The 25,959-nt window shown below is 33.3% G+C and carries 28 protein-coding genes; 12 read left to right on the top strand and 16 right to left on the bottom strand.

Annotation, left to right across the window (positions count from 1 at the left end; translation table 11 throughout):
• On the top strand, positions 1-295 hold a 295-nt coding region (locus tag CHB81_RS24390; protein ID WP_141130455.1), incomplete at its 5' end, for an IS3 family transposase.
• 102 nt (positions 296-397) lie between these two features.
• Here CHB81_RS24390 and CHB81_RS24385 read toward each other — a convergent pair.
• Positions 398-790: an orotate phosphoribosyltransferase gene (locus CHB81_RS24385; protein ID WP_089354432.1), complete on the bottom strand. Its 393-nt coding sequence runs from the start codon at positions 788-790 to the stop codon at positions 398-400.
• A gap of 170 nt (positions 791-960) precedes the next feature.
• Positions 961-1,605 (bottom strand): orotate phosphoribosyltransferase, encoded by a 645-nt coding sequence (gene pyrE, locus CHB81_RS24380; protein ID WP_089354431.1) that lies wholly within the window; start codon positions 1,603-1,605, stop codon positions 961-963.
• A 7-nt stretch (positions 1,606-1,612) separates the two neighbouring features.
• On the opposite strand from pyrE, the gene CHB81_RS24375 reads away from it, so the two are divergent.
• Complete coding sequence (locus CHB81_RS24375) at positions 1,613-2,221, top strand: NUDIX hydrolase (protein WP_089354430.1); 609 nt, start codon at positions 1,613-1,615, stop codon at positions 2,219-2,221.
• Positions 2,222-2,261: 40 nt separating this feature from the next.
• Here CHB81_RS24375 and CHB81_RS24370 read toward each other — a convergent pair whose 3' ends face one another.
• Entirely contained in the window at positions 2,262-2,942 is a 681-nt protein-coding gene (locus tag CHB81_RS24370; protein ID WP_089354429.1) for a Crp/Fnr family transcriptional regulator, read from the bottom strand.
• Between the two features lie 123 nt (positions 2,943-3,065).
• Between CHB81_RS24370 and CHB81_RS24365 the strand changes: the two genes are divergently transcribed.
• Positions 3,066-3,446 carry a glycine cleavage system protein H gene (locus CHB81_RS24365; RefSeq protein ID WP_089354428.1) on the top strand — a complete coding sequence of 127 codons (381 nt, stop codon included), beginning with the start codon at positions 3,066-3,068 and terminating at the stop codon, positions 3,444-3,446.
• Positions 3,436-4,029: a class I SAM-dependent methyltransferase gene (locus CHB81_RS24360; RefSeq protein WP_089354427.1), complete on the top strand. Its 594-nt coding sequence runs from the start codon at positions 3,436-3,438 to the stop codon at positions 4,027-4,029. Before CHB81_RS24365 ends, CHB81_RS24360 begins: the two co-directional genes overlap by 11 nt.
• 632 nt (positions 4,030-4,661) lie before the next feature.
• Here CHB81_RS24360 and CHB81_RS24355 read toward each other — a convergent pair.
• Positions 4,662-5,006, bottom strand: coding sequence for a cyclic-phosphate processing receiver domain-containing protein (locus tag CHB81_RS24355; RefSeq protein WP_089354426.1), 345 nt, complete (start codon positions 5,004-5,006; stop codon positions 4,662-4,664).
• Positions 5,007-5,034: 28 nt separating this feature from the next.
• Positions 5,035-5,529, bottom strand: a complete 495-nt coding sequence (locus CHB81_RS24350) for a hypothetical protein (RefSeq protein WP_089354425.1) — start codon at positions 5,527-5,529, stop codon at positions 5,035-5,037.
• 380 nt (positions 5,530-5,909) lie between these two features.
• Between CHB81_RS24350 and CHB81_RS24345 the strand changes: the two genes are divergently transcribed.
• Both CHB81_RS24345 and CHB81_RS24340 read left to right on the top strand, forming a co-directional pair.
• On the top strand, positions 5,910-7,487 hold the full coding sequence (locus CHB81_RS24345; protein WP_089354424.1) for a GLUG motif-containing protein: 1,578 nt from the start codon (positions 5,910-5,912) through the stop codon (positions 7,485-7,487).
• A 434-nt stretch (positions 7,488-7,921) separates the two neighbouring features.
• Positions 7,922-8,152 carry a DUF4287 domain-containing protein gene (locus tag CHB81_RS24340; protein ID WP_089354423.1) on the top strand — a complete coding sequence of 77 codons (231 nt, stop codon included), beginning with the start codon at positions 7,922-7,924 and terminating at the stop codon, positions 8,150-8,152.
• Positions 8,153-8,245: 93 nt separating this feature from the next.
• Here the strand turns inward: CHB81_RS24340 and CHB81_RS24335 are convergent, their stop codons facing one another.
• Entirely contained in the window at positions 8,246-9,973 is a 1,728-nt protein-coding gene (locus tag CHB81_RS24335) for a M14 family metallopeptidase (protein WP_089354422.1), read from the bottom strand.
• Between the two features lie 191 nt (positions 9,974-10,164).
• A complete protein-coding gene (locus CHB81_RS24330) occupies positions 10,165-11,577 on the bottom strand; it encodes a PLP-dependent aminotransferase family protein (protein WP_089354421.1) in 1,413 nt (470 codons plus the stop codon).
• A 166-nt stretch (positions 11,578-11,743) separates the two neighbouring features.
• Between CHB81_RS24330 and CHB81_RS24325 the strand changes: the two genes are divergently transcribed.
• The 3 genes from CHB81_RS24325 (at position 11,744) to CHB81_RS24315 (ending at position 14,477) form a co-directional block, all read left to right on the top strand.
• Positions 11,744-12,112 (top strand): cupin domain-containing protein, encoded by a 369-nt coding sequence (locus CHB81_RS24325; RefSeq protein WP_089354420.1) that lies wholly within the window; start codon positions 11,744-11,746, stop codon positions 12,110-12,112.
• Between the two features lie 219 nt (positions 12,113-12,331).
• Entirely contained in the window at positions 12,332-13,681 is a 1,350-nt protein-coding gene (locus tag CHB81_RS24320; protein WP_089354419.1) for a DEAD/DEAH box helicase, read from the top strand.
• A gap of 346 nt (positions 13,682-14,027) precedes the next feature.
• A complete protein-coding gene (locus tag CHB81_RS24315) occupies positions 14,028-14,477 on the top strand; it encodes a hypothetical protein (protein WP_089354418.1) in 450 nt (149 codons plus the stop codon).
• A 159-nt stretch (positions 14,478-14,636) separates the two neighbouring features.
• On the opposite strand, the gene CHB81_RS24310 is transcribed toward CHB81_RS24315, so the two are convergent.
• From CHB81_RS24310 to CHB81_RS24300, 3 genes are all read right to left on the bottom strand, one after another.
• The gene (locus tag CHB81_RS24310; RefSeq protein ID WP_089354417.1) at positions 14,637-15,215 is read right to left on the bottom strand and encodes an alkylphosphonate utilization protein; all 579 of its coding nucleotides are present in this window, start codon (positions 15,213-15,215) and stop codon (positions 14,637-14,639) included.
• 389 nt (positions 15,216-15,604) lie between these two features.
• Positions 15,605-16,063 carry a pantetheine-phosphate adenylyltransferase gene (coaD, locus tag CHB81_RS24305; RefSeq protein ID WP_089354416.1) on the bottom strand — a complete coding sequence of 153 codons (459 nt, stop codon included), beginning with the start codon at positions 16,061-16,063 and terminating at the stop codon, positions 15,605-15,607.
• A gap of 232 nt (positions 16,064-16,295) precedes the next feature.
• A complete protein-coding gene (locus CHB81_RS24300) occupies positions 16,296-17,267 on the bottom strand; it encodes a D-alanine--D-alanine ligase (RefSeq protein ID WP_089354433.1) in 972 nt (323 codons plus the stop codon).
• Positions 17,268-17,730: 463 nt separating this feature from the next.
• Between CHB81_RS24300 and CHB81_RS24295 the strand changes: the two genes are divergently transcribed.
• Both CHB81_RS24295 and CHB81_RS24290 read left to right on the top strand, forming a co-directional pair.
• Positions 17,731-18,354, top strand: a complete 624-nt coding sequence (locus tag CHB81_RS24295) for a PASTA domain-containing protein (protein WP_089354415.1) — start codon at positions 17,731-17,733, stop codon at positions 18,352-18,354.
• Complete coding sequence (locus CHB81_RS24290) at positions 18,344-19,387, top strand: RluA family pseudouridine synthase (protein WP_089354414.1); 1,044 nt, start codon at positions 18,344-18,346, stop codon at positions 19,385-19,387. The genes CHB81_RS24295 and CHB81_RS24290 overlap by 11 nt, the downstream gene beginning before the upstream one ends.
• A gap of 169 nt (positions 19,388-19,556) precedes the next feature.
• Here the strand turns inward: CHB81_RS24290 and CHB81_RS24285 are convergent, their stop codons facing one another.
• The 6 genes from CHB81_RS24285 to CHB81_RS24260 form a co-directional block, all read right to left on the bottom strand.
• Positions 19,557-20,171 (bottom strand): hypothetical protein, encoded by a 615-nt coding sequence (locus CHB81_RS24285; protein ID WP_089354413.1) that lies wholly within the window; start codon positions 20,169-20,171, stop codon positions 19,557-19,559.
• A 9-nt stretch (positions 20,172-20,180) separates the two neighbouring features.
• Positions 20,181-21,422, bottom strand: a complete 1,242-nt coding sequence (locus CHB81_RS24280) for an ATP-binding cassette domain-containing protein (RefSeq protein WP_089354412.1) — start codon at positions 21,420-21,422, stop codon at positions 20,181-20,183.
• 287 nt (positions 21,423-21,709) lie between these two features.
• Positions 21,710-22,567, bottom strand: coding sequence for a sulfurtransferase (locus CHB81_RS24275; RefSeq protein WP_089354411.1), 858 nt, complete (start codon positions 22,565-22,567; stop codon positions 21,710-21,712).
• 44 nt (positions 22,568-22,611) lie between these two features.
• Complete coding sequence (locus CHB81_RS24270) at positions 22,612-23,418, bottom strand: hypothetical protein (protein WP_141130454.1); 807 nt, start codon at positions 23,416-23,418, stop codon at positions 22,612-22,614.
• Between the two features lie 79 nt (positions 23,419-23,497).
• Positions 23,498-24,355: a ThuA domain-containing protein gene (locus tag CHB81_RS24265; RefSeq protein WP_089354409.1), complete on the bottom strand. Its 858-nt coding sequence runs from the start codon at positions 24,353-24,355 to the stop codon at positions 23,498-23,500.
• Positions 24,356-24,369: 14 nt separating this feature from the next.
• Positions 24,370-24,759 carry a DUF1398 domain-containing protein gene (locus CHB81_RS24260; protein ID WP_089354408.1) on the bottom strand — a complete coding sequence of 130 codons (390 nt, stop codon included), beginning with the start codon at positions 24,757-24,759 and terminating at the stop codon, positions 24,370-24,372.
• Positions 24,760-25,242: 483 nt separating this feature from the next.
• Between CHB81_RS24260 and CHB81_RS24255 the strand changes: the two genes are divergently transcribed.
• Positions 25,243-25,935: a hypothetical protein gene (locus tag CHB81_RS24255; protein ID WP_089354407.1), complete on the top strand. Its 693-nt coding sequence runs from the start codon at positions 25,243-25,245 to the stop codon at positions 25,933-25,935.
• The last annotated feature ends 24 nt before the right edge of the window (positions 25,936-25,959 follow it).

The raw sequence follows: 25,959 nt of genomic DNA, 5'->3' as shown, positions 1-25,959 counted from the left end.
ACTTCATTCAGACCAAGGCTGGCAATACCAAATGAATCATTACCAACTTTTATTAAAACAAAAAGGAATCAAACAAAGCATGTCAAGAAAAGGAAACTGCCTAGATAATGCAATTATTGAAAACTTCTTTGGAATATTAAAATCTGAAATGTTTTATACCCAAAAATTTAAATCAATAGAACAATTAAAAAAAGAAATTAATAAGTATATAATATATTACAATAACGAAAGAATTAAATCAAATTTAAACAAAATGAGCCCGATAAAATATCGAGCTCATTATTATCAAACTTAATTATAAATTTGTCTAAACTTTTGGGTGCAGTCTAATCGTTAAATCAGGCTTTTAAATTTTATGTAAATCGAGAATTAATAATCAACAATCTATAACTAACAATTATAATTTAGTCATATTAGTTGCTAAAGTCTCGATGAATTTGCTGATTGGTCCTTTGATCATCATTGCCATCATCGCGTTAAATTCACCTTCAAATTGCAATTGAACAGCACTTTCGGCATCTGAGATACTATCAATATTCGAAACCAAAGTAAAAGGAAGTTTATCGCTTGCAGCTCCCAAAACAATTTTGTTTGGTGCTACTTTTTCCTTCATTTTAAGTTTTATTTCCGGCATACCTTTCAATCCAAAAATAAAAGCATCTTCGCCAATTACTTCGAATTTAGCGATATTCTCCGGCATTAATTTTTCAAAATTCTTAACATCAGTCAATAAATCAAATAAATCTTGAGCTGATTTCTGAACAGTAACTTTTGGACTTTCTAAGTTCATATTTTATTTTTTTATAATATCTAAAATTATTTAACCGCAAAGGGCGCTAGTTTTTTTTCTAATCTTAAAACTTTGTAAAACCGCAAAGTTCGCAAAGCTTTCTTAAAATAAATTTTACAATTTTTAAATTCCAAAAAAAGAGCAAAGCGATTTTTGAGTAAAATCTAAAATCAGTCTTGTCCCCAAGTCGATGGAATTGCGTTCCATTCCTGCAAAGTTGATTGTTGCTCTTCGGTAATATATTGTTTTTGAACCGCTAATTCCAATAAGTTTTCGTAATTACTTAAGGTATACAAATCGATATTAGCATTTTTAAAGTTTTCTTCGGCCACACCAAAACCGTAAGTGAAAATCGCTGCCATACCTTTTATATTAGCACCTTCATTGCGTAAAGCTTCCACAGCCATTAAACTGCTGTTTCCAGTACTAATTAAATCTTCAACGACAACTACGTTTTGACCTTTTTGTAAAAAACCTTCAACTTGGTTCTGTCTTCCGTGTTTTTTTGCTTCAGGACGCACATATACAAATGGCAATCCAAGGCTTTCGGCAACAAGTATTCCAATACCAATGGCACCTGTAGCAACACCGGCAATGACATCTGGTTTTCCAAATTGTTTCTCAATATTTTTCGCAAATTCATCACGAACGTAATTTCGGATGATCGGAAATGAAAGAATTAACCTATTATCACAGTAAATAGGAGATTTCCAACCAGAAGCCCATGTAAAAGGATTTTCGGGATTCAATTTAATTGCATTTATTTGCAAAAGCAATTCGGCTGTTTTTTCGGCAGTATCTTTATTAAAAATCATAGTACAAATGTATAAAGTTTTTGTGAACGACAAACCACTTTTTTTGACAAATGAAATCTCAAGAGAGACTAATTTTCAATTATTCCTATTAGAGAGTATTGATATCGAGCAGCTTATAGTGAAAATATTCCAAAATAAAATTCAAAAGGCTTATTTATATCATCCTGACGAAAAGGAAATAATGAAAACATTAAAAGCTAAAATTCCTGTACAGAAAGCGGGAGGAGGCTTTGTGTACAATAAAAATGGCGAAGTTTTATTTATCTTCAGAAACGGAAAATGGGACTTACCAAAGGGAGGAATCGAGAAAGGTGAGGAGATTGAAGCCACTGCAATGCGTGAAGTCGAAGAAGAAACCGGTGTAAACAAACTCAGAATCACTAATAAACTTCAAAAGACCTACCATATTTTTAAACGCAACGGAAAATACAAACTCAAAATCACACATTGGTTTGAAATGTTTTCAGATTTTGAAGGAACTCCAGAAGGTCAAGCTGAGGAAGGTATCGAAAAAGTAGCCTGGCTAAACCCTGAACAAATCAAAGAAGCACTAAAAAACTCTTACGAAAACATTAAATTATTGTTTGAAGAAGAGAATGAGGTTAAAGTTGAGTAAAAGTTAGGACTATAAAAATAAGAACCTCAGGACTTAAAGATTATAAATTTGCTATTTTTGTTAATCTTTTAAAATTTAACAATTGTATTTTTCGTCCTTCTATCCCAATAAGATTATCTTCTTTAAAATCGTGAAGAACCCTTGCTAATGTTTCATTTACGGTACCAGCCATGTTTGCTAAATCTGCTCGGGATAACATAATAAAAACAATTTTTTCAGAATCGCGTATTTTGTATTTATTATGCAATATCAATAAACTAAGAGCAACTCGTTCTCTAACGGTTCTTTGTGATAAAACAGCCAAAAGATTGACCATTACACTAAATTCGTGGCTTAAGCTTTTTAATAATAATCTGGAGAATACAATAGAAATATTAAGTATATCCAAAAAATCCTCCTTAGAAATAAATGATACTAAGGTGTTTTCTATCGCAACTGTTGTGTCGCCATAAGCTTCTTCACTTAAAATAGCTGCATATCCAAAAAACTCGCCTGAATTGTAGAGATATACAATTTGTTCTCTACCGTCATTATCTGCTTTGTACTTTTTGACTTTACCATTTTTAACAAAAAAAATACCGGTAGGTAAGGTACCTTCCGTAAATATCGCTTCATTTTTTCGATATTTTTTATTTTTCATTACTTTCTCGAGCAAGTCCTTATCGCGTTTAGGAAGCTCATCTAGAAGATATTGATTGTTAAAAGTAAATTTTGAAATCATAAATTAATCAAAAATACATTATTTTTTTCATAGTGTTTAATACTTGATTTAAATCAAGTTTAAAGCGTGTTTTAATCGTTATATATTGTTTTCGAATAACTTAATTTTACTGAAAAACGATATATGTTTATACCTAAAAGCCTTTATTATACAGAAAATCACCTATGGTTACGACAAATAGGATTATGGGATTTTTATATTGGGATAACAGATTATGCGCAATATAAAATTGGTGAAATCCAGTTAATAGAACTAGAATTGAAAAACATTGCGATGCAAAAAGATATAATGCTTGGTATTATTCATGGAATAAACCAAAAAATAACTTTTATAGCTCCATTAGATTGTGAGATTCTGGCAATTAATCCTATATTGCAGGAAAATACATCAGTAATTAATAAAAAGCCTTATGAACATTGGTTTTTAAAGGTCAGAGTTAATATACATAAAGATTATTTTTTATCTAATCAAGAATACAAATATCTAATCAAGAATGATTTTTAAATCCTTAAAACAAAATATAGACATAGAAGACGATAAGTTTAATGAATTGTATCCTGTTCGGATTAAGAGATTATCAAAACGGCACTGGACACCAGTTGTCATTGCTAAAATTGCTGCAGATTATTTAGTTGATAAACCAAATCAAAAAATATTAGACATTGGAGCCGGAGTAGGTAAATTTTGTTTAGTGGGAGCAGCCACCACAAAAGGCATTTTTTACGGTGTTGAGCAAAGAGCATCTCTTACAAAATTATCGAAAAAAATAGCCGAAAAACATAATATTAATAATGTTGAATTTATTCATTCAAATATTACTGAAATTTCCTTTTCTGATTACGATGCATTTTACTTTTATAATTCTTTTTTTGAAAATATAGATACTTCATGTCCAATCGATAAAAAGATACTTCCTAAAAATGAATTGTTTCTTACCTATTCTAATTATGTCAGAGATCAACTCAATAAAACACCTAAAAACACTAGACTTGTTACCTATTGGAGTACCTGGGAAGAAATACCGGAAAGTTTTGATTTAAAATATACAGCTTGTGACGGGCTATTAAATTTCTGGAAAAAAAGATAATAAAGATCAAAGATGAGTTATTGATAATTTAATTAGAAATGATAATAAAACCTAATTCGTAATTTTCAGATTTGCATCTTTGCCACGGTTAAGGTTTTTGCAAAGGTCGGGCATCATTTTTTATTTTTAAAACACAGATCGTAAGCCTTGAAAATTTAAAATAATCTGGGCGTGCCACCATCCCGATAAGAGGGCAAATACTTTATGCATATACGCTCTCTTATCGGGATGCTGTCGGGCTATACGCACTACTTCGGTAGCTAGTTTCTATCCCAATGTTATTAAGTTAAGGGAAAATCCAATGGAACAATTTGTTAAGGACAATATCTCATCACTTTGTTTTTGTTCTATTGGAACATTTCATTGATAGGTACAATTAATACGGCGTTTTTTCACGTTCCGTAGGAACGTTTGATTTTATAAATAATAATTGGTAAAAACAGATACAGATTACATATACAATTTCTCAAACGTCCCAATGGGACGATGTTTCTCACGATGCATTTTTTTTTCTACTACCGATGAGATGTTCCAATGGAACACAATCTAAAATATCTTAACTTGATGACATTGGCTTCTATCCCTCACGCAAGCTACACTTTGTAGTTATTTTGTTTCAGGTAAATTTTTAATTATTCTTTTAAGCTCCTCAAATGCTTAATATAATTATCCAGTAAACTTTGAATTTGCTGAGCAGCAACAGGATTTGCCGAATGAACATTAAACCTTAGATTCACTAAATCAAGTCCCGATTGATAAACCAACCATTTTGCGGCAGCATATCCATCTTCGGCGATAACACCATTTTCATCCAATCCTAAATCATTGTCGAAGCTAATTAATTCCGGAAGTCCGTTTTTAAGTATTACGGTTTTAAAATCATGAAAATTCCGAACTATTACAAAATCTTCATCGGTCAGGTTTTTGTAAACCATTTTGACATCCCTAATGTCGTCAAGAAAAAGTTTGTATGTCATTATTTATATTTTCTTTGGAAGTATATTTTTATTTAAATTTATCAAGAGTTTCATCAATTAAAGACTCAACTTCTAAAAAGTTAGTAGAGAGTTCCAAAACATCTTCTTGAAAGTTTCCTAAATTCAATTTTACCCAGCCTTCCATTAATGTCAAAGGACCATGATTTGTGGTTACATTAGGCCAATTACTTTCATAATCTTTAAAGTCATTTCTAAATTCATCAGCAAATTTTCTGCTTTGGATCGTATAACCTTTTAATTTTCTCAATTTCAAAGCATGAATATTGTACATTATCCTTTGTTTTTCTAGTATACTATCATTTATCCACACCGAAAAAAAGATGCGTGATTCGGCAGTTAAAGCTTCTTGATGATTATTTGACCATGACTTCTTGTATAATTTTATAAAAACAGAATCCAGATAAATACCAACCGAAACCTCGATTGATTTCTCCTTCAAAAGCTTTTGATCAAGACGATTTGCCACTTTTTGAAATTCACCCAAATAGAAAGAAGTATCCATTACGTTTTAGTTTTTTGCATTTATTCTAAGTTTTAAATTTATCCAATTATTTCGAAATTATAGTGATAGATAGTTTCTTTTTTTTGATTTTAAGCGGTAGGTTGATGTTAATTGTTTTTATAGTTATTTATCAATGAATTTGCCTTATTTTTTTTACAACTATCTTTTAAAAAAGTTTGTATGAGAAAAATTTTGCGCTATTTTTGGTCAGAATTTTACCTAAAAAAAATAACTAACCAATAATCCGAAAACTACAGCATGAATTCATCATGAAGGAATCGAAAATAAAAATTAATTTACAAAAAGCGAAAAGGTTTAAAATACCAGAATCAAAACAATTCTCATTTTCCATTAGATTATCTTAATAAAAACACCAAAGTATGTTCAAAAAAATACAATTTGCAGCCATGCCAATATTCAAATATGCTGGTATATTGGCATTATTACTAGTAGTTGGTTATTCATGTTCAAATGAAGGCATAAACGAAGGTGATGTTAAACCATCAAGCAGTACCAAAGCAATTACTTCTTTTTCTTTTCTAAGTCCTGCAGTAACAGGAACAATTGATGAAAGTAAACATACCATTTCGCTTACCTTTCCTTCCGGAACAGATTTAACTAATTTGGCAGCTACTTTTACCACAACAGGAGCTAAAGTTACTGTAGGTGATGTTGCTCAAGTAAGTGGTACTACCAAAAACGATTTTAGCAAAGCCATAACTTATACCGTTACTGCAGAAGATGGCAGTAAACAAAATTATACAATAACCCCGCCTAATTCAGCTGATATACTTGGTTTTACTTTTGATGGTTCTAATGATGAAATATATTGGGAATTGTCAGGACTAAAAGAAGGAACAAATACAATTTACAATGCTCCGGAAGGTGTTGATTTTGTTACAGGATTTCCAATTTTGCCTGCTGGTGCAGAAATGACAGAATCAGGAAGCAATGAACAGAGCGACTATAATACAACAGGATTTAGTTTTACGATAACTGCTGCTGACGGAAAGACAAAAAAATCATATGTTATTAAAATACCTGCTTATAACAAAGATACAAATCCATACGGCATCTATACTCCAACACACCTTCTGGCACTAGATTCACATCTTTTGGATAACTTCAAAGTGATGAATGATATTACTATGCCTGCTGTTGATGGTACTGATGTATTGAGTCCGGACTATTCTAGCCAAGGTTGGACTCCTATTGGAGATTTTGAGAGCTTCAAAGGAACGATAGACGGAAATAATCACGTAATTAAGAATTTGACAATCAAACGAGACAGTCATGATGATGTTGCATTTATTTCTACCTTGGGCGCTAAAGGTGTTGTGAAAAATCTGGGTTTAACGGCAGTAAACATACTTGGTGGAGGTAATGTAGGCGCTTTGGTTGCCAATAACGTTGGAGGTACTATCACGCATTGTTATTCTACCGGAACAGTTAGTTCTGCAGGGTTTTCGGCTCAGAGACACGTAGGAGGTTTAGTTGGAATTAACAATGATGCTAGCGGAAAAGGTGGTAAACTTTTAAATAGTTATAGTACGGCTAATGTTTCAGGAAAAGATTCATTTGTTGGTGGTTTAGTGGGTTACAATTACCTTTGCGCAGTACAAAATTGCTACGCTACAGGTTCTGTAACCGGACCATACAAAAACGGAGGAGCTCTTATTGGAAAAAATGCTGATGAAATCACCAATTGTTACGCTACCGGAAAAGTAGACACAGGCGGAGGATTAGTTGGTTTAAATTTTAACTGGAGTTCAGCACCAGATTGTTTTTGGGATATTCAAACTACCGGACAATCGACTTCTGATGATGGTGGTAAAGCAGTTGGAAAAACAACAGCCGAAATGAAAGCAGGAACACCATATAGCAGTACCTGGACTTCTGCCAATTGGACATTTACTTCTGGAAAATACCCAACTTTAGTAGGAGTGGGAGGTCAATAAAAACCGCTTTTCTTTACAAAACAAATATCAAAACCTCGTAATCATTTGAATTACGAGGTTTTTGTTTTTACAGGAAGTACTTTTTAGAATATGTAGGGCGTGCCACCATCCCGACAAGAGGGCAAATTTCTTTGCGCATATACGCCCTCTTATCGGGATGCTGTCGGGCTATCAATACTGCTTCGGCAGTTTACTCCTATCCCTCACGCGAGCTACACTTTATGATTGGATTTTGTTTCAAGTTTCAGGTTTCAAGTTCTTTGCCAGCGCGAACTTCCCGCTCGTGAACGCATTCTAAATCATGATCGTTGAATTTTGAAAGTAGCTTTTTAGTGTTGAATATCAGTAAACTAGTATAAAATCAAGTCTGGAAAATTAAATTTTAATTTGTATTTTCGTTTACCTATTAGATTAATCCACTAAACACCCATTTTATGTCATTTCAAGGATATTTAAAAACTATAAAAGAAAAAACAGGCAATGGTCCCGCCGAATTTCGTGCACTCGCAGAACAAAAAAACTTCACACAAGACGGAAAACTCAAACCCGAAGTAAAAGCAACAGAGATTGTAAACTGGCTTAAAGCAGATTTTGAATTGGGTCAAGGTCACGCAATGGCAATTTATGCATTGCTAAAAGGCATTAAAGACGATAATAGCCAATAAAGATTTCAAGCACAGCTTTGCGATCTCAGCGTTTTCTAACCACATTTAAAATAAAAATCTTAGCGAACTCCGCGGTAAAAAATGCGGTTAAATTCATAAAACCCTATAAACAGGATATTGTAAATGCGCCTTTTCATAATAAACCGAATGTTTGTAAATCCAGTCTAATTGTGCAGCAGGATTTTTAGCAAACTCAGCGTCGTTTTGTTTTTTGGAATCTAATTCGGCTTTTAGAGTCGGATTCTCTTTTAGCAATTTTGCAGCAGTATCTTCAAAAATATATTCAGAGTAATGTTCTTTTTGCTGTAAAATAGGATCAAAGAAATTCCAATTAAAAAATGAATCAACACCTTCAGGTTCAAAAGCTTCAACTAAGTATTTTACGCCTTTTTGATTTGTTGGAACAAGGTAGTCACCTTTGGCGAAAGCCATTTTTACAACTTTAGAATTTATGCTTGTATTGTAGTGCAAATAATGTCCTTCGTAAGCATTTGAAACCGTTTTAAAATCGGCAATTTTATAGCTTTCAACCTCAATAATAGTATCGTTTTTGAGTTGAGAATAAGTAATATTGTTATTCTTCAGGAGCTCAATAATATTCCAATAACCACGCGGAATGATATAAGCAGAAGGTATAACAACCTCTTTTACTGATTTGAATTCTTTAATATAAGGTACGTCTTTTTTGTATGGTTTGCTTCGGTCATAATACAAACGATTTCCTGTCGTGGCTTCACTTTTTTTGTATCCGGCTTCATATCCTAAAAACGAAAACTTAGTTGCTTTTGTACTGTCCAATTCCCATTTTAAGGTATAAGGCTTTTTAGGCTGATATTGTTCCAGGTTTTTAATTCGGAGTTCTTTGATTTTTTGATAGTTAGCATCCGTAAAATCCAAAGTCGATTTGGTGTATTCGTAAGTCATTTTTACACGTTCGGCATATTTTTTCAGCATGTGTGTTTCAACCACAAAACCAATTGTATTAAACAACGAAGTATAACCTGTTGTATATCTTGGACTGTCTACAAACTGCCCAAAACCTTTGTCTGGAGTATCTTTAAAAGAATCTACATAAGGTGTTGTTTCAATTTTCTTTTGCTGTAAATCTTTTACCAAAGCCGGCATCATTTCGGTATTCATAAAATCGCCCAAAACAGTTCCTAATTTATTATGTTGCGTCATAATATAAGTTAGTTTATATTGATAATCAGATCCGTTACTTACGTGATTGTCAATAAAAACATCAGGATTTATTTTCTGAAAAATCTCTACAAAACTCTTTGTATTTCGAGTATCCGATTTCATTAAATCACGATTCAAATCATAGTTTCTGGCGTTTCCTCTAAAACCATAAATTTCCGGACCATCCTGATTTGCTCTCGTAGTCGAATTTCGATTCAAAGCTCCGCCAATATTGTAAACCGGAATCGTAACCAAAACCGTATTTTTAGGTGCTTTTAGTTTTCCAATTGCAAGATCTCTGTAGAATTGCATTGTCGCATCGATTCCGTCAGGTTCTCCGGCGTGGATTCCGTTATTGATAAAAAGTACCGCTTTGTTTTTCTGTATTTTCTCGAAATCAAATTCCTTTTCGGGATTATAAACCACCATATGCAATGGTTCACCGGAATCTGTCAAACCCATTTCCTTAATCTGAATCGTCGGAAAATCATTGGCAAGAAGTTTATAATACTTTATAGTTTCTTCATACGAAGCCGATTGATTTCCGTTTCCTTTCTCAAAAAAAGTGTCGTATTTTTTATTGTTTTGAGCGAAAGTAGCTATAGTGAAAAGTAAAAAGTAAAATGTGAAAAGTTTCATGTAGTTAATTTTAAAGCGAGATTCAAATATAATTATTTTGCGGTAATGCTGATTGAGATTAAAAAGTTTGCCACGAATTTCACGAATTGACTCGAATTAATTGGTGAAAATTAGTGTAATTCGTGGCAAAAAGATTTTATCGCATTTCAACCTGAAACTAGAAACAAAGAAAATCTGAAACAAATTCCTTGTTACAAATGTCTGGCAAGTTCGATAATTCCTTCTTCGAGTTGTTTTTCGTTTAGAGAAGCATATCCAAGTCGGAATCCGGAAATGGGTTTATCAAAACTGAATTTCTCCGGCGTTATTATTTTTATTCCTTTTAGAAGAAGTTTATCTGCAATTTCGAAAATATCTACATCAGAATTTGGAACAATCCAAAAAGCCAAACCGCCTTCTGGTTTAATAAAAGTAGTTTTGTCTTTCAGGTACTTATTGCAAATTGTTTCAAAATAATCTCGTTTCGCTTTATAAATAAGCGTCGTTCTTTTGAGATGTCTTTTTATTTCGCCTTCGTTTATGAGTTGCAAAACGGCTTCTTCCATAATATTATCACCCTGCACATCGATCATTTTTCTATGTTTGCCAACTTTCAAAATAGTTTCGGTATTGCTGACCAAATAACCGATTCGTAAAGCTGGTGCCACAATTTTGCTTAAAGTTCCAATGTAAATCATGTTTTGGGCATTGTTATAACTGGAAATTGGTAAAATTGGTCGCTGTCCAAAATGAAATTCGTTGTCATAATCATCTTCAATAATCGTAAAACCATATTGATTGGATAATTCTATGAGTTTTAATCTGCGTTTTAAACTTAAGGTAACTGTTGTTGGAAATTGATGATGTGGTGTAACATAAATGGCTTTTATATTGCTGAATTTCTTTAAATATACTTCGACCTCATCAATTAATAAACCTTCTTTATCAACATTTATGGGAAGTAATTTTGCTCCCGCATTTTCAAAAGTTTCCCAGGCAGGTTTATATCCGGGATTTTCAACCATTACATAATCATCTTTTGACAATAAACAATTTGAGGTTAAATACATTGCCATTTGACTTCCGCGCGTAATGCAAATTTCATTGGGAGTAATATTCATTCCTCTTTTAAAATTGAGCATTTGTGCGATCGCTTTTCTAAATTCCAGATTTCCAAATTCAGTGCTATACCCCATAATTTGCCAACGCGATTTCCGATTAAAAATCTGTCTGTAAGCTCTTGCCAGTTCATTCATTGGAGCTATTCGGCTATCAGGAATTCCATCATCAAAAACAATCAAAGGTTTTATTTCTTCTTCATGATACTTTGTTTTTTGCGGCTGATTTGTGCCTTTTACCGCAATTGGTAAAATGTCAGCAACAAAAGTTCCTTTTCTTTCCAATGTTATCAGCCAGCCTTCGGCGATAAGCACATCGAGAGCTTCAATGACCGTGTTTCGGTTCACTTTTAATAATTCGGCAAGTTGTCGGCTTCCGGGTAAAGCATTTCCACTATTGAGAATTCCCGTTTTGATAGCGTCAATAATAGCATCGGCAATTTGAAGGTAAATTGCTTTATCAGAGTTATTATTTAGCTGAATTTCTAATTTCCAAGGTCTTAACATCTGGACTATTTGTTTGTATTAAAACTGTATAGGTTTGATAGTCCAAAGTTAGGATAATTTTGGAGGGCAATAATGCAGAAAATTAAAAGATATTAAACTTATAGAAACTAAAAAACAATTTTTATCAAAAGACTTTCCCGAAATTTTTGTCAAACCAACTTTTGTGATGTCGGGAAAATTAATTCACAGAAATGTAGAAGCTGCGGGATTTCACAATCAATTCTCTACTGAAAGAAAGCATCCTGTTTTCTTTATTGATCTTTCAGGTAAAAATGTAAGCATGACTATTGGAGGTTTATTGCCAGATCAAATGATTAATAGACACAGACATACTCATGAAACGGAATTGTATGTTATCGAAGGGCATGGATATACTGAAGTTGAAGATAAAAAAGTAGAGTGGAAGGCGGGTGATGCGGTTTATATCCCGAGTTGGGCCTGGCACAGACATAAAAATTTAAGCAGTGAAGAATCGGCTAAATATATCGCATGCGAAAATACACCTCAACTCCAGAATTTGGGTGTTGCAGTATGAGAAGAAGAAAGAGATTTATAGTTGAAGAAGAAAGACATATGAAAGACACACTATTTAAAGGCATCATTTTTTATTAATTAGGATTCTCTACGTTTGTCAACACATTTAGAGTGAAAAAGTTAGCGTTCTCTGCTGTTGAATTTTAGATACAAGATATCAAACCTGAAAGCTGAAACAAACAAAACCTGAAACAATCAGTATTTTGACTACTTTTGCAAAATGAATAAAAAACACCATTCCAACAACATACTTTCGAATTTAGGAATTGAGACCCTAAACGAAATGCAAGAAGTAGCACAGGATGCTATTTTAAACGATAACAATGTTTTACTGCTTTCTCCAACAGGATCAGGAAAAACATTAGCTTTTTTGTTACCAGTTTTAGAATTATTACAGCCTGAAATACTTTCGGTTCAATGTTTAATTTTAGTGCCTTCGCGCGAATTAGGTTTGCAAATTGAGCAGGTTTGGAAAAAAATGGGAACGCAATACAAAGTAAATATTTGCTACGGAGGTCATTCAATTGATACTGAAATCAAGAATTTAAGTAATCCGCCTGCAGTTTTAATTGGAACTCCTGGAAGAATTGCAGATCATATTGACAGAGATACTTTTCGTACGGATAAAATTCAGACTTTGATTTTGGATGAATTTGACAAATCATTGCAATTGGGGTTCCATGAGCAAATGTCTTATATCATAGGAAAATTAACGAAGCTGAACAAACGTGTTTTGGTTTCGGCAACTTCAGATATTGAGATTCCAAGATATACGAGAGTAGTTAATCCTACTGTTTTGGATTTTATTCCTGAAGAAGAAGAAAAAGCAAATCTTTCGATGAAAATGGTTGTTTCGCCAGCCAAGGATAAACTAGAAAGTTTATTCAATTTGATATGTTCGTTGAAATCACAATCGGCTATTATTTTTTGTAATCACCGTGATGCGGCAGAACGAATCAGTGACACTCTAAACGAAAAAGGAATCTACTCAACTTATTATCACGGCGGAATGGATCAGGATGAACGTGAGCGCGCTTTGATTCAGTTTAGAAACGGAAGTATGAGTTACTTAATCACAACTGATTTGGCTGCTCGTGGTTTGGATATTCCGGAAATGAAACACGTAATACATTATCATTTGCCTCTTAAAGAAGATGAATTTACACATCGTAACGGTCGTACAGCACGTATGCAAGCATCTGGAACGGCTTATATTATTATTCACGAAAGTGAAAAGAAAATGGATTATATCGACTACGGAATGGAAGTTCTAAAGGTTGATAATGTAACGGCTTTACCAAAACCACCCGAATATCAAACCATTTATATTAGTGGCGGAAAGAAAACAAAATTGAATAAAATTGACATTGTTGGATTCTTTTCTCAAAAAGGGAAACTTGAAAAAGGTGACTTGGGTTTAATCGAAGTAAAAGATTTTATTTCGTTTGCTGCTGTCAGATTTAATAAAGTAAAAGACTTGCTTAAAAACATCAAAGACGAAAAAATGAAAGGCAAGAAATTCAAAATTGAAGTTGCCAGAAAAGTGGTGAAGAAAGAGGAGGAAAGATAGTTTTTTGTTTCCCGTTCTCTTTGATTCGCTATTTTTTGATCTGATTTTTTGTCAAAATTTTGATCTTCTACAAGGTTTAGATGCTAAATTTGTAGTAAAATATAGCTAGTTACGGTCCATTTTTAAGCTTTGATAGCGCTAAATTTGCTTCATATTTATAATGGATTTATGTGTTAAAGTTGATTTAATTTATTGTATTTCAGTGATTTGGTGAAGTGTTGTGCAGTGCTTAGGTCGATTTTGAACAACAATCGTGTTATAATGTTAATAAATTAACGATTAAGGTTTTAATTTATCATAATTTCTGCGTTTCTTGTGCTGGTAAATAATAAACCCCAAATTAATTATGAAAAGAATTATTACGATTGCCGTTTTATTGTTGAGTGTTGTCTCTTTCGCACAAATTAAAGTTCTGGAAACTGTTCCGGTGGAGAAGCTAGGAAAAGTAAATAACAACTATATTCAGAAAATTGGAGATGAATATACGGTTTACTACACAAGTATTCAAAACGATGATGAAGAAGGTTCAAGTTTGAGAAAATTTACGTTTAAAAACGTTAATAACGATTACGCAAGTCTTTACAATATTATCATGAATGGTTTTGGTGCAAGCCCATTATATGATATTAAATTAGAATTACCAAACAATTATATCTGGTTGCATTACACAGGAAGTGTTCTTCCAGAAAAAGCGACAGTTCAGTTTATGGTTGCCAGTAAAGAGGCTTCTTCTGCAACAAGTAGTATCTCTGAGCCATTTGTAAAAGATCAGATCAATAAATTATTCCAAAAATAATTTACTTTAAGTATAAAACTAAAAAAGGCTATTCAGATTTTGAATAGCCTTTTTTGTTTTGTTTCAAGTTTGTTTGTTTCAGGTTTCAGGTTTTCTTTTGTGAAGTTAAAAAAAGCTTTGAACCTTTGTCCCTTTGAACCTTTGTAACTTAAAGAAAAACTATATTTTCTTCACGTATTGTGTGATAATTACAATTTGCTGACCATCTACTTTTCCTTCAATATATTCGGCGTTTTCGTGGTCTAAACGGATGTTACGTACTGCCGTTCCTTGTTTGGCAACCATACTTGATCCTTTTACTTTTAGATCTTTGATTAAAACTACAGAATCTCCATGTTCTAAAATTACACCATTACTATCACGATGAATGATTTTGTTTTCGTCATCTTCGCCTTCACCAGTTGCTTGTGCCCAAGCCAATGTATCTTCGTCTAAATACATCATGTCTAGTAATTCCTGAGGCCATCCCGCAGAACGCAAGCGACTTAACATTCTCCAGGCAACCACTTGCACGGCAATATTTTCATTCCACATACTGTCATTCAAACATCTCCAGTGATTTAAATCGACATTGTCCGGGTTTTCAATTTGGTCAACACATGTACTGCATGCCATTACACTTTCGTCAAGACCACCTTTTTGAGTTGGTAATACTTGATATACTTTTAGGTTTTCCTCAGCGCCACAAAGTTCACATTTAGATCCGCTACGTTTGTTTAATTCTCTTTCGATGCTCATTATTTCTGTTTATTTAAAATGCGAAATTACTTATAATTGCTTTCGCTTGCAAGTTTATGTTTTTATGTTTTTTTTGGCCCGCAGATTTTACGGGTTGAACGGATTAGCACTGATTTTTATATAGTAAATAGTGGTCTATTTATAGTCTAATGACAACGATTTTAGAATATTCCGTTTTAGGGAATATTAAAGTACCGCCCAATTTTACATTTTCTTAGGAATCAATAAAATCAATGTTCTTACTATTATATAATTCAGGATGTTCTATTTCTTTTTCGAAATTAGATTTGTTTTGGCTAATTGATTTGTTAAATGAAATTAAAAGAAGAATTAGAATTACTTTTTTTAATGAGAAATGATGGATTTTAGTAAAATGCTTATATCTCATTTTATTTCTTCACCCTTACCGAATCCGGAACCAACATTTCATATTCACCGCCATTTCGCAATACATCACGAACAATACTTGAGCTTATGTAAGATGTTCTTGCAGCGGTTAATAAAAATACTGTTTCGATTTTCGAAAGTCTTCTGTTGGTGTGTGCAATGGCTTTTTCGAATTCGAAATCGGCGGGATTGCGTAAACCTCTTAAAATGAAATTGGCTTTTTGTTTTTTTGCTAAATCTATTGTCAAACCTTCATAAGTTATAACGGAGATTTTTGGTTCGTCTTTGAAGGTTTCTTCAATAAAACGCTTTCTTTCTTCAAGAGAAAACATGTATTTTTTTTCGGCATTTACACCAATTGCAATTACAATTTCATCAAATAGAGAAACTCCTCTTTTGATAATGTCTTCGTGACCTAGGGTAATTGGGTCAAATGATCCAGGGAATATGGCTTTTCGCATTTTTTTTCTTTTTGAGGTTCTAAGTCTCTGAGTTTCTAAGTTCCTAAGGTTTTATTTTTTTTGTCATTTCTGTAAAAGTCACTTATTTCGGTAACAATGTGTTTTCAGATTGCGGGACTTCTCCCGAAGCCTCGGGATCGCTCAGTCTGGCAATTTTTGGGTGTTTAAAAAAATAAGGTTCTGAGATCTTAGTAACTTAGAATCTCAGTCCCGAAACTTCGGGATAGTAGCTTTACAAAAGCGCCAGCTCAATTGCATTTGTGAATAAATCTTCGAGAGATATTCCGGCTGCTTTGGCTTGTTGTGGAATTAAACTTTCGGTTGTTAATCCCGGAATGGTGTTCATTTCCAGCATGTGTGGCTCATTATTTACGATGATGAATTCGCTTCTTGAGAATCCTTTCATTTTTAAAACTTCGTAAGCACGTTTTGCAGTTTCACTCACTTTTTGAGTCAGTTCGTCTGAAATTCTTGCCGGCGTTATTTCTTGTGATTTTCCTTCGTATTTGGCTTCGTAATCAAAGAAATCATTGTCTGAAACAATTTCGGTGATTGGTAAAACTTTGATTTCACCTTTATAATTAATTACCCCAACAGAAACTTCGGTTCCGTCAAGGAAGCTCTCGATGATGATTTCGTTATCTTCTTTATAGGCAACTTCGATTGCGATTGGCAATTCTGCCTCGGTTTTTACTTTTGAGATTCCAAATGAGGAACCTGCTTTGTTTGGTTTCACGAAACATGGCAAACCTACTTTTTTAACAATCTCTGCAGTATTGATAACATCACCTTTGTTTAGGTAATAGGAGATTGCTGTTTTGATTCCGTATGGTTTTAAAACTGATAATAAATCACGTTTATTAAAGGTAAGCGCCGCTTGATAATAATCGCAAGACGATTGTGGAATTCCTAATAATTCAAAATATGCCTGCATTAAACCATCTTCTCCCGGAGTTCCGTGAATGGCATTGAAAACACAATCGAAAGTGATTTTTTCTCCGTTTACCGTAACCGAGAAATCATTTCTGTCGATTGGAAATTCGGCATCATTTGAGTCTACATAAACCCATTTTTCTTTGAAAATATGAATGCGGAATCCGTTGTATTTTGTTTTGTCAAGATATTGGTGAACGACGTTTCCTGAGATAAGAGAAATTTTATATTCACTTGAATACCCGCCCATGATGATGGCTATGTTTTTCATTGATTTGATGTTTAATCGTTTATTTGTGTATTTGTTTAATCGTTTTTTTTTTTTTGCCACGAATTGCACTAATTTTCGCTAATTTCCATTTTACTTGTCATTTCGACGAAGGAGAAATCACATAAAGTAATTACGTTTGCTGCGTCAATTCAGTGCGTTGCTCTCTGAATGTGATTTACTTCGTCTATTCGCTCTTGCTCGAGTCTCCTTCGTCGAAATGACACAAATTGCAGAAATACAATCTTCTTGTGAAAACTAAAAGCCCTAGCCCTGATGGGAGCGACATCCTTTTTCTGGCTTCTTTTGCCAGGAAAAGATACAGCAGACAGCAGGAAATAGCTCCTGAAAATTGCCCATAGACTTCGCTCAGGATAACAATCAGGTTACTTTCTTGTTTAAAACAAAATTATCATTTTTTTTGAAACGAAATAGCTTTATCTTTGCCACAACTAAAAATTAATTTATGAGTTTACGTAAGTATTTAACAAGCCGAGTGTTTTTTCTGCAACTATTAGCAGCGATTGCTATTATTGCTGTTTTGGGTTATTTGTTTATGCATTGGCTGACTTTTACAACTGATCATGGTCATGAAATTGCTGTTCCGAATTTGGCTAAATTGACTGAAGAACAAGTTGAGTCAAAATTGGACGAATTGGACTTGGATTATGTGCTTTTGGATAGTGTTGATTACCGAAGTGAATTCCCTAAATACAGTGTTGTTGAGCAAGATCCGTTGCCGGGAACAATGGTAAAAGTAGGAAGAAAAATATATATTAAAATTAATGCTTCAGGATTTTCATCGGTTAAAATTCCTGATTTAATCGAGAAAACATATCGTGAGGCGGTTCCAACTTTGAAGGCTTTAGGTCTTGAAGCGGGAACAATTACGTATATTCCGAATCTTGGGAAAGATATGGTTTTGGAGATGCGTTATAAAGGTAGAAACTTAAAAGTAGGTGACCGCGTGCTGAAGGCTTCTAAAATCGACTTGGTTTTAGGTGACGGAAAAGCAAGTTATGTAGATGAAAGTCAGGCCACAGATAGTTTAGCTGCACCAGCTACTGAAACCCCAAAAGATGAACAATAATATTGAAAATTTAGATCTGGAAGACGAATTATTCGAACATTTTAGATTTGAAGTCCCTAAAGGTCAAGCGTTTTTGCGTATTGACAAATATTTAATGAATTTGATTCAGAATGCGACGCGAAATAAAATTCAGAACGCCGCTACTGAAGGAAACATTTTTGTAAATGATATTCCGGTAAAATCAAATTATAAAGTAAAACCGTTTGATGTTGTGACGGTTATGTTATCACATCCGCCGTTTGAAAATCATATTCTTCCAGAAGATCTTCCGTTGAATATTGTGTATGAAGATGATGCTCTTTTATTGATTAATAAAGAGCCGGGAATGGTTGTGCATCCTGGTCACGGAAATTATACAGGAACATTGGTGAATGCTTTGGCGCATCATTTTGATAATTTGCCAATGAATAGCAGCGAACGTCCAGGTTTGGTTCATAGAATCGATAAGGATACGTCCGGACTTCTTGTGGTTGCTAAAACGGAAGCGGCAATGACGCATTTGGCGAAACAATTTGAAGCTAAAACTTCTGAACGTGAGTATATTGCTCTTGTTTGGGGAAATGTTGCCGAAGAAGAAGGAACAATCGAAGGAAATCTTGCAAGACACTTAAAAGATCGCATGCAAATGGCGGTTTTTGCTGATCCTGAAATAGGAAAACCTGCTATTACGCATTATAAAGTGTTGGAACGTTTTGGTTATGTGACTTTGATTTCTTGTAAATTAGAAACGGGACGAACACACCAAATTCGTGCACACATGAAACATATTGGTCATCCTTTATTTAATGATGAACGCTACGGTGGGCATTTGATTTTGAAAGGAACGACTTTTACGAAATACAAACAGTTTATAGACAATTGTTTTAAGGCTTTGCCACGTCAGGCTTTGCATGCTAAAACACTTGGTTTTGTGCATCCAACAACGGGCGAAATGATGCGTTTTGATACTGAATTACCTCAGGATTTTCAAGATTGTATCGAGAAATGGCGTAATTATGGCAAGTCTCATAATATGGAAGATGATGAGAGTTAATTAGATAATTTGTCAATTAGAAAATTAGATAATTTCTTATAATTAAAAAGCTCCTTTCGGAGCTTTTTTTGTTTACCAGTAGTTTTTTTTATTTGCCATTAAGAGATTAAATTAGATTAAGGCTTGTGCGCTTAATTTTTCTTAATCTCTTAATGGTTCAAATAGATTTTTATTGAAGCGTTTTAATTGTTAGGTCGATTATTTTGGCTTCGCCGTTGGTCAAGAAACCTAGTTTGCCTTGCTGGCTTAGAGTGCTTTTTTCGAGGGAACATTCTAATGTGGTTTCGTTATTTACTGAAAAATACAATTGATTGTTTGCAACTCTGATTTTTATAGAATACCATTTGTTGTTTTCTAATTTCATTGGTTTGGTAAATAAACTTGGCCCGCCTCGTTTGCCGTATTCGTCGCTGTTTTTGTTGTAAACACCTTTTCCAATCACAATATTCTGATCGATTTGATACAGATAAGTTCTGATGTATTTTTCCTGATCGATGTTGAGCATAACTTCGAATAAGGATTCTTTGGTCATGTTTACTTTAAACTCGATTTCATAGTTTTTAGGAAGTTGTTTTTTAGATTCTATAACTCCCCAATGCATTGGACCTCCGTTTCCTGTTAAGGTATCTTTTTCCAGAAGCCATTCTTTTGAGTCGAAATTCCAATCTGATTTTAGTTTAGAAACTTTAGTTGTTTTGTATTCTTTTTTGGCTGTTGAAATTGTGGATGAACACGAAATCATTATTAGTGATGAAACTACTAATGTGATATATTTAATTTTCATTTTTTTGTTTTAATTTAGCTCAGAGTGGTATTTTATTTTACCGATTGATCCTGTTGGATTTGGTAAAAGTTCAAAAACCGAAGTAGGAGCAAGGCCAGATTCTATGCGATGTGAAACGTACAAAATACTAACGTTTGTTTCTTGTTTAATGGTATTAATAAGCTGAATTACCAAATCTACATTTTCGTCGTCTAAACCTTCTACAGGTTCATCGAGAATTAATAATGGCGGATGTTTTAAAACGGCGCGAACAATCAATGCGACTCTTTGCTGACCAATTGAAAGATCTATAAAACGTTTTTTTCTTAAACTGGTCATCTCAACTACTTCAAGCCATTGCGCTACGCTTTGTTTTTGTAAAGTGGTTGGTTCGTTGTATAATCCGATGGAGTCGAAGAATCCGGATAGAATCATTTGTTCGAGCGTATGACCTTTTTGAAACAAGTCAGTCATAGAAGTGGTGAAAATTCCGATTTGCTTTTTGATATCCCAAACGCTTTCGCCAGTTCCCTTTTTTCTTCCGAATAAAAATAAATCCTGACCAAACCCTTTTGGATTATCGCCTGTAATTAGTGATAGAATCGTACTTTTTCCGGAACCGTTTGGACCAATTAATTGCCAGAATTCGCCTTGTTTTATGGTCCATGAAATTTGATCTACAATTTTCCGATCATCATAACTTACTGACACATTATTCATTTTGATTAATACACTTTCGTGAAAGGTATGCGGTTCCAGAGCTTTTGGAATTGCAGCGGTATTTAGCGTTTTAAAATGATTTTCGGTTTTTGAAATTGGATGTAATTCAAATGAATTGTCTTTGATCTGCGCTTTATTCGGAACAAAATCCAGAACATCAACAACACGATTTACCAATTGAATAATGGCAATATTGTCTGTTAATTTCTCCAGAGATTGTGCCAAAACAATTCGTGAAGCCTGATCTAAATGATCAAACGGATTGTCGAAAATAATAAAATCTGGATTTTGATTGATGCAGTATTTCAGAAATTCTTTTTTGCGTTCGCCAGACGAAAAAGTTCTTAATTGTCTGTGCGATTCCGGAGAGGCTTCTACAATGTCATATTGATATTCTTTTTCGATGAATTTCTCGATTGAAATATCCGAAAACAGAATTCCTTTTTGGTTGTTAAAAATGGCTAATTCTCCTGTGGCTTCACCAGAAAGTAAAGTGTCAATAAAAGCTTTTTTGTTTACCTGATTCGATAAAAGTATATCCCAATGCTGCATTTTGTATTATTTATTTTTAAACTGTTGTCTGTATTCTTAACACATAGAAACATAGCTTTGGTAAATTTAAAAATATGCATTTCACTTATTTAAATGCATATAGCTATGTGTTGTTTTTTTGCCACAAATTGCCCGAATTTGCCCTAATTTTTCGTCAATATTAAGAAAAATAATTTGTGATAATTTGTGCAATTGGTGGCAACTTTTTTTTCACAGATTAAAATGATTAATCCCTTTAATCTGTGGCAAATAAATTTTTAAGATTATCTACGCGTTATTTTTTTAGTTTATTCTATTTTTTTTGTAGCCATTTCACGATCGTTACGTGACCATTCGCTCCAGGAGCCTATATAAAGTTTTGGAATTTCAATTCCGGCATAATCCATTGCTAATAAGGTGTGACAAGCAGTCACGCCTGAACCGCAATGAACGATTACATTTTCTGGTTTTGTATTTTCTAATATCTTACCGTATTTTTTAGATAATTCTTCGGCAGTTTTATAAAATCCATCTTCATTTAGGTTTTCGCTAAACGGAACATTTATTGCGCCCGGAATATGTCCTGCAATTAAATCCAGTGGTTCTGTTAAGCCATCAAAACGATTTTTGTCTCTAACATCAATTACAATGTTTTGATCGTTATTTCGGGCTTTTTCGACTTCTTCAATATTGGCTAGAAGTAATTTCCACTCGGATATTGGATAATTTTCGGTTACATCGAAAATTTCAGTTTCTGAACTTATCGGATAACCTGTTTTTATTGCTGCCTGCAAACCTCCGTTTAAAACCTGAACTTTTTCGTGACCAATTGCTCTTAACATCCACCAAAATCTGGCTGCGGCATTTGATCCGTTTTTATCATCATAAATAATAACATGACTTAAAGGAGAAATTCCGAGTTTTGAAAGTACTCCTGAGAATTTTTCGAAAGAAGGTAAAGGATGCCTTCCGCCATTTGCAGGATCAGTTTCAACGCTTGCCAGATCTTTATTCAAATCGATATAGCGAGCGCTTTTTAAATGCTCGTTTTTATAATTTTCTTCGGCATTGATTCCGGCTCTGGCATCAATTAAAATAAAATCAGAATTATCTTTTAGTTTTAATAACTCTTCGGGACTTATAAGTGGAGTAAGTTTAGTTGACATTTTATTTATCTTTTTATACTTATTATGAATTATTTTAAACTTTATTAATCGGCGAAAGCCTGACCATAAAAAATTAAAAAGGTATTGTTTGTTTTGTTGTATCGTAAACAATCCCAATTGTTGTAAACAGCGCTTGTAGCAAAGCAAAGTGTATTAGCGAGATTTGTTTTTGATGCATTTTTTGCAAAGCATCCGTCTTTTAATATAAAATCTTGGTCTTTTGAGATATCGGTAATTTTAACAGGTTTGTATTCTAAATACGATTCGGTACTTTTTGCAAGATATTCTTCATTACTAACTAAGAATTCATTTGCAAATTGATAATCTAATGTCCCAAAAGAATAGAAATTGCAATCTGCATTTTTTAAGCCGTTAACAACTTTTATATCTTTATATAATTCAGCATATGTATTAGTTGTTCCATTATAAAGCAAAATCGAAATTTTTAGATTCTTTTTGTCATACACTATAAAAACAAAGTCGTTGCTGTTTTCCTGAAATAAACTTCCTTTTGCTGTAGAAAGCAATTCGTAATCAGGATTTGTTTGGAAAAAAGATTGTTGTTCTTTGTTTATTTTTTGAATCAATTTATTATGAATATCTAAAAATATATTTTTTTCTGAAAGACGTTTTAAGCTTTCTTTTTCTTTGCTTATTTGGTCAGCGTCTTCAGGATTATCATAGGTTGAAATTTGATATTGAATTGAATCAACCGGTTTAGTTTTTAAATTGTTGTCTTTTGTAACTTCTTTTTTAGTGTTTTCTGCATGAGTTACTTTATTATCCCCTTGTTTTGAGTTGCAGGAAATTAGTAATAGTGTAAAAATAACTAAGACAATTTTATTTCTCATTGAATTATATTTTCTCGGCATTAGTTTTAAAAGTTCTTTAAGATTTATAATTGGGGGAAGTTTTGACATTTAAATATTTTTATTTTTTAGAATTTCCTAACCAAAGCAATGCATTCAAAATTAATTGGCTTTGTACTTTGTTCTCAAAAGTGTACGAAAGTGTTTTGTTGGTTCCATGTTCATAATCAATATCATTATGTCCCATATTTACGTAAAGCATTTTGTAGTTTTTATTGGTCCAAACCACAGGATAATAACCGCTATACCAGATTTCATGTGCTTTTGGTCCGGTTCCTAGCGGAAAACTGCTTTCGTCGATAGCCAAAAGAATTTTAATATCCGGATTTTTGGTCAAATCATTGCTCCATCTGTACCATTCATTTGGTGCCGAAGAGAATGTTTTGGGGATATTTTTCGTAACCGGATGTTGATTTTCAACTCTTAAAACTGCCGATGTTGGTCGCCAGGTATTGCTTCCATACTCGCCGGAACCTAGAAAAGCATTGTGATACCAATTCCAGTTTTGAGGATAATCAGAATCGTTTAGGGCAAATGCCGAAAAGTGAAATCCGATAAAACCACCGCCATTTTCCATATATTTCTGAAAAGTTTCTCGTTGACTTGGTGTTTCAGGTCTTGTATCTAAGAATAAAACAACTTGATATTTTGCCAGAAACTTAGCGTTTAGATTGTCCCAATTGTTCGTCGAATCGTATTCAAAGTGATTTTCTTCTGCCAGTTTAGGAAACCATTTATTGGCTTCATGAACAAAACTTATATGTGCCTGATCGTTTTTTGCAGTATAAAAAGCAATTACTTTAAATTTGGATTTGCTTTTTTTCGACTGAGAATATCCTCCCAGAACACAACCTGAAAAAAAGATAATTAAAATACCCTTAGTGGTAAATAAACAAGTTTTTTGACTAAAAATCGACATCGAATGTGGTTTGATTAATCAGGAATTTTTTCGATTAATATTTCATCTCCTGATTTGTCATAATAGGTACAAGTCATTTCAATAATATCTACCCTCCATTTTGCTATTCCGCATTGTGCGGCGTGATTACAAAAAGTCAAATAATCAGTTTGTCCATCCTGATGCATAACCAGAAATTCAATAAAACGTTCTTTATTGGCAATTGATTCTACTTTGATTTCATCGTATTTTTCATCAGCAGTAACATTGTAATTGTTTACGCCATAATACTCAACATGTCCATCATGAACAAATGTATCGTAACCTTTTACGCCCAAAATAATTAAGTCTTGTATATAATTTGGAAAATCGGCACCGCTTTTTACTTTTGAATGTGCTTCTTTGATTTGTTCGATTGTAAACATATATTTTAGTTTTAGATTATTAAAAGAGTTTGCCACGAATTTCACCAATTTTCACTAATTTTTTATGCTCGCAAATAATAATTTCTGCTAATTGGTGAAATTCGTGGCGAAAAAAAAATAATTCGTGACAGAAAAAATTACTGTTTCAAAAATACAATTAATGGTTTTATAAATTTCATTTCGGGCAGATTTTGAATTTAAGGATTATAAAATTACCGTTAAGCATCTTTAAATGCAAAAAATACTGTCTTAAAGTTATCAGAAAAAAGAAGAGATAAGATAATAGAGTTATTTCTGACTTTTTATTGTTGAGTTTTTACCTAATAGTGTATTATATTTTGTAAATTTAATATTACTTAAGGTCTTGATTGTGAAAATATTGCATTTTGACGAGTAATGCTGTACTTCAAAGAACTTCTTTTATTAACAGGAAAATTGTCTGTAAATTTAGAGGTAGAATGTTATTAGCTAAAAATTGGTATTATGAAAAAAACGATACTTTTGCTCTTGCTTACGGTTCCCTTATTTGCCCAGGAAGTCAATACTTTTGATTTTGCTGTTATAAACTCTACGTTAATTTCGCCTAATATCGATCTTGATAAAGGCAGGAGTGTTATTGCGGCCAATAAGGATGAGTATTCGTCTTATTTTCAGTACGCATTTAATATGTGTGATGATGATATTATTTTGGGTGCCGGAATTGATAAATCTGAAATTGATCGAACTTATATTGGTTATATAGGTAAAATATGCAATAAGTTTAGAGCTACAATTGCTATTGGTTATGTGGATTCACGGAGTGATTATCAGGGAACTTTTACCGGATTTAGTGTTTCGTATCATTTTGGCGAAAACACTTTTGTAGGTGCAAGTCTGGAGAACTTACATTCTACTAGTGTTGATTATGAAACCGATGAAAGTTTTGATTACTATAAAAAACTAGTTCCAAAAGCCTTTGCGAGCTATGAAATTATTCCGCATGTTATCGCCTTTGGGCAATTGAGCAGCAGGGTCAATGATATTGCTTTGAAATACCAAGTTAATCGATTTTCGGTTGGCGGATTTTATTCCGGACATGGAGTTGAGGGGGTTTTCGGAACATTTAATATTGGCAGGTTTGCAGTTTCTTGCAGTACTACTTTTGATAAGGTGAATTTTGGTTTGAAATTTCAGTAAGTAAATGGCGTATGGATTTTACGG

The sequence above is a fragment of the Flavobacterium sp. ov086 genome, from assembly GCF_900187965.1.
GTDB lineage: Bacteria > Bacteroidota > Bacteroidia > Flavobacteriales > Flavobacteriaceae > Flavobacterium.
This window is presented reverse-complemented; position numbering and strand designations above follow the sequence as displayed.

What these genes read in the sequence shown, in the direction of transcription:
- CHB81_RS24385 (WP_089354432.1), bottom strand. Translation starts at nt 790, where the DNA reads ATGAACTTAGAAAGTCCAAAAGTTACTGTTCAGAAATCAGCTCAAGAT.
- CHB81_RS24255 (WP_089354407.1), top strand. Translation starts at nt 25,243, where the DNA reads ATGAAAAAAACGATACTTTTGCTCTTGCTTACGGTTCCCTTATTTGCC.
- CHB81_RS24265 (WP_089354409.1), bottom strand. Translation starts at nt 24,355, where the DNA reads ATGTCGATTTTTAGTCAAAAAACTTGTTTATTTACCACTAAGGGTATT.
- CHB81_RS24270 (WP_141130454.1), bottom strand. Translation starts at nt 23,418, where the DNA reads ATGAGAAATAAAATTGTCTTAGTTATTTTTACACTATTACTAATTTCC.
- CHB81_RS24275 (WP_089354411.1), bottom strand. Translation starts at nt 22,567, where the DNA reads ATGTCAACTAAACTTACTCCACTTATAAGTCCCGAAGAGTTATTAAAA.
- CHB81_RS24360 (WP_089354427.1), top strand. Translation starts at nt 3,436, where the DNA reads ATGATTTTTAAATCCTTAAAACAAAATATAGACATAGAAGACGATAAG.
- CHB81_RS24345 (WP_089354424.1), top strand. Translation starts at nt 5,910, where the DNA reads ATGTTCAAAAAAATACAATTTGCAGCCATGCCAATATTCAAATATGCT.
- CHB81_RS24350 (WP_089354425.1), bottom strand. Translation starts at nt 5,529, where the DNA reads ATGGATACTTCTTTCTATTTGGGTGAATTTCAAAAAGTGGCAAATCGT.
- coaD (WP_089354416.1), bottom strand. Translation starts at nt 16,063, where the DNA reads ATGCGAAAAGCCATATTCCCTGGATCATTTGACCCAATTACCCTAGGT.
- CHB81_RS24365 (WP_089354428.1), top strand. Translation starts at nt 3,066, where the DNA reads ATGTTTATACCTAAAAGCCTTTATTATACAGAAAATCACCTATGGTTA.
- CHB81_RS24340 (WP_089354423.1), top strand. Translation starts at nt 7,922, where the DNA reads ATGTCATTTCAAGGATATTTAAAAACTATAAAAGAAAAAACAGGCAAT.
- CHB81_RS24300 (WP_089354433.1), bottom strand. Translation starts at nt 17,267, where the DNA reads ATGAAAAACATAGCCATCATCATGGGCGGGTATTCAAGTGAATATAAA.
- pyrE (WP_089354431.1), bottom strand. Translation starts at nt 1,605, where the DNA reads ATGATTTTTAATAAAGATACTGCCGAAAAAACAGCCGAATTGCTTTTG.
- CHB81_RS24330 (WP_089354421.1), bottom strand. Translation starts at nt 11,577, where the DNA reads ATGTTAAGACCTTGGAAATTAGAAATTCAGCTAAATAATAACTCTGAT.
- CHB81_RS24280 (WP_089354412.1), bottom strand. Translation starts at nt 21,422, where the DNA reads ATGCAGCATTGGGATATACTTTTATCGAATCAGGTAAACAAAAAAGCT.
- CHB81_RS24335 (WP_089354422.1), bottom strand. Translation starts at nt 9,973, where the DNA reads ATGAAACTTTTCACATTTTACTTTTTACTTTTCACTATAGCTACTTTC.
- CHB81_RS24375 (WP_089354430.1), top strand. Translation starts at nt 1,613, where the DNA reads ATGTATAAAGTTTTTGTGAACGACAAACCACTTTTTTTGACAAATGAA.
- CHB81_RS24290 (WP_089354414.1), top strand. Translation starts at nt 18,344, where the DNA reads ATGAACAATAATATTGAAAATTTAGATCTGGAAGACGAATTATTCGAA.
- CHB81_RS24310 (WP_089354417.1), bottom strand. Translation starts at nt 15,215, where the DNA reads ATGAGCATCGAAAGAGAATTAAACAAACGTAGCGGATCTAAATGTGAA.
- CHB81_RS24320 (WP_089354419.1), top strand. Translation starts at nt 12,332, where the DNA reads ATGAATAAAAAACACCATTCCAACAACATACTTTCGAATTTAGGAATT.
- CHB81_RS24260 (WP_089354408.1), bottom strand. Translation starts at nt 24,759, where the DNA reads ATGTTTACAATCGAACAAATCAAAGAAGCACATTCAAAAGTAAAAAGC.
- CHB81_RS24315 (WP_089354418.1), top strand. Translation starts at nt 14,028, where the DNA reads ATGAAAAGAATTATTACGATTGCCGTTTTATTGTTGAGTGTTGTCTCT.
- CHB81_RS24325 (WP_089354420.1), top strand. Translation starts at nt 11,744, where the DNA reads ATGTCGGGAAAATTAATTCACAGAAATGTAGAAGCTGCGGGATTTCAC.
- CHB81_RS24355 (WP_089354426.1), bottom strand. Translation starts at nt 5,006, where the DNA reads ATGACATACAAACTTTTTCTTGACGACATTAGGGATGTCAAAATGGTT.
- CHB81_RS24370 (WP_089354429.1), bottom strand. Translation starts at nt 2,942, where the DNA reads ATGATTTCAAAATTTACTTTTAACAATCAATATCTTCTAGATGAGCTT.
- CHB81_RS24285 (WP_089354413.1), bottom strand. Translation starts at nt 20,171, where the DNA reads ATGAAAATTAAATATATCACATTAGTAGTTTCATCACTAATAATGATT.
- CHB81_RS24295 (WP_089354415.1), top strand. Translation starts at nt 17,731, where the DNA reads ATGAGTTTACGTAAGTATTTAACAAGCCGAGTGTTTTTTCTGCAACTA.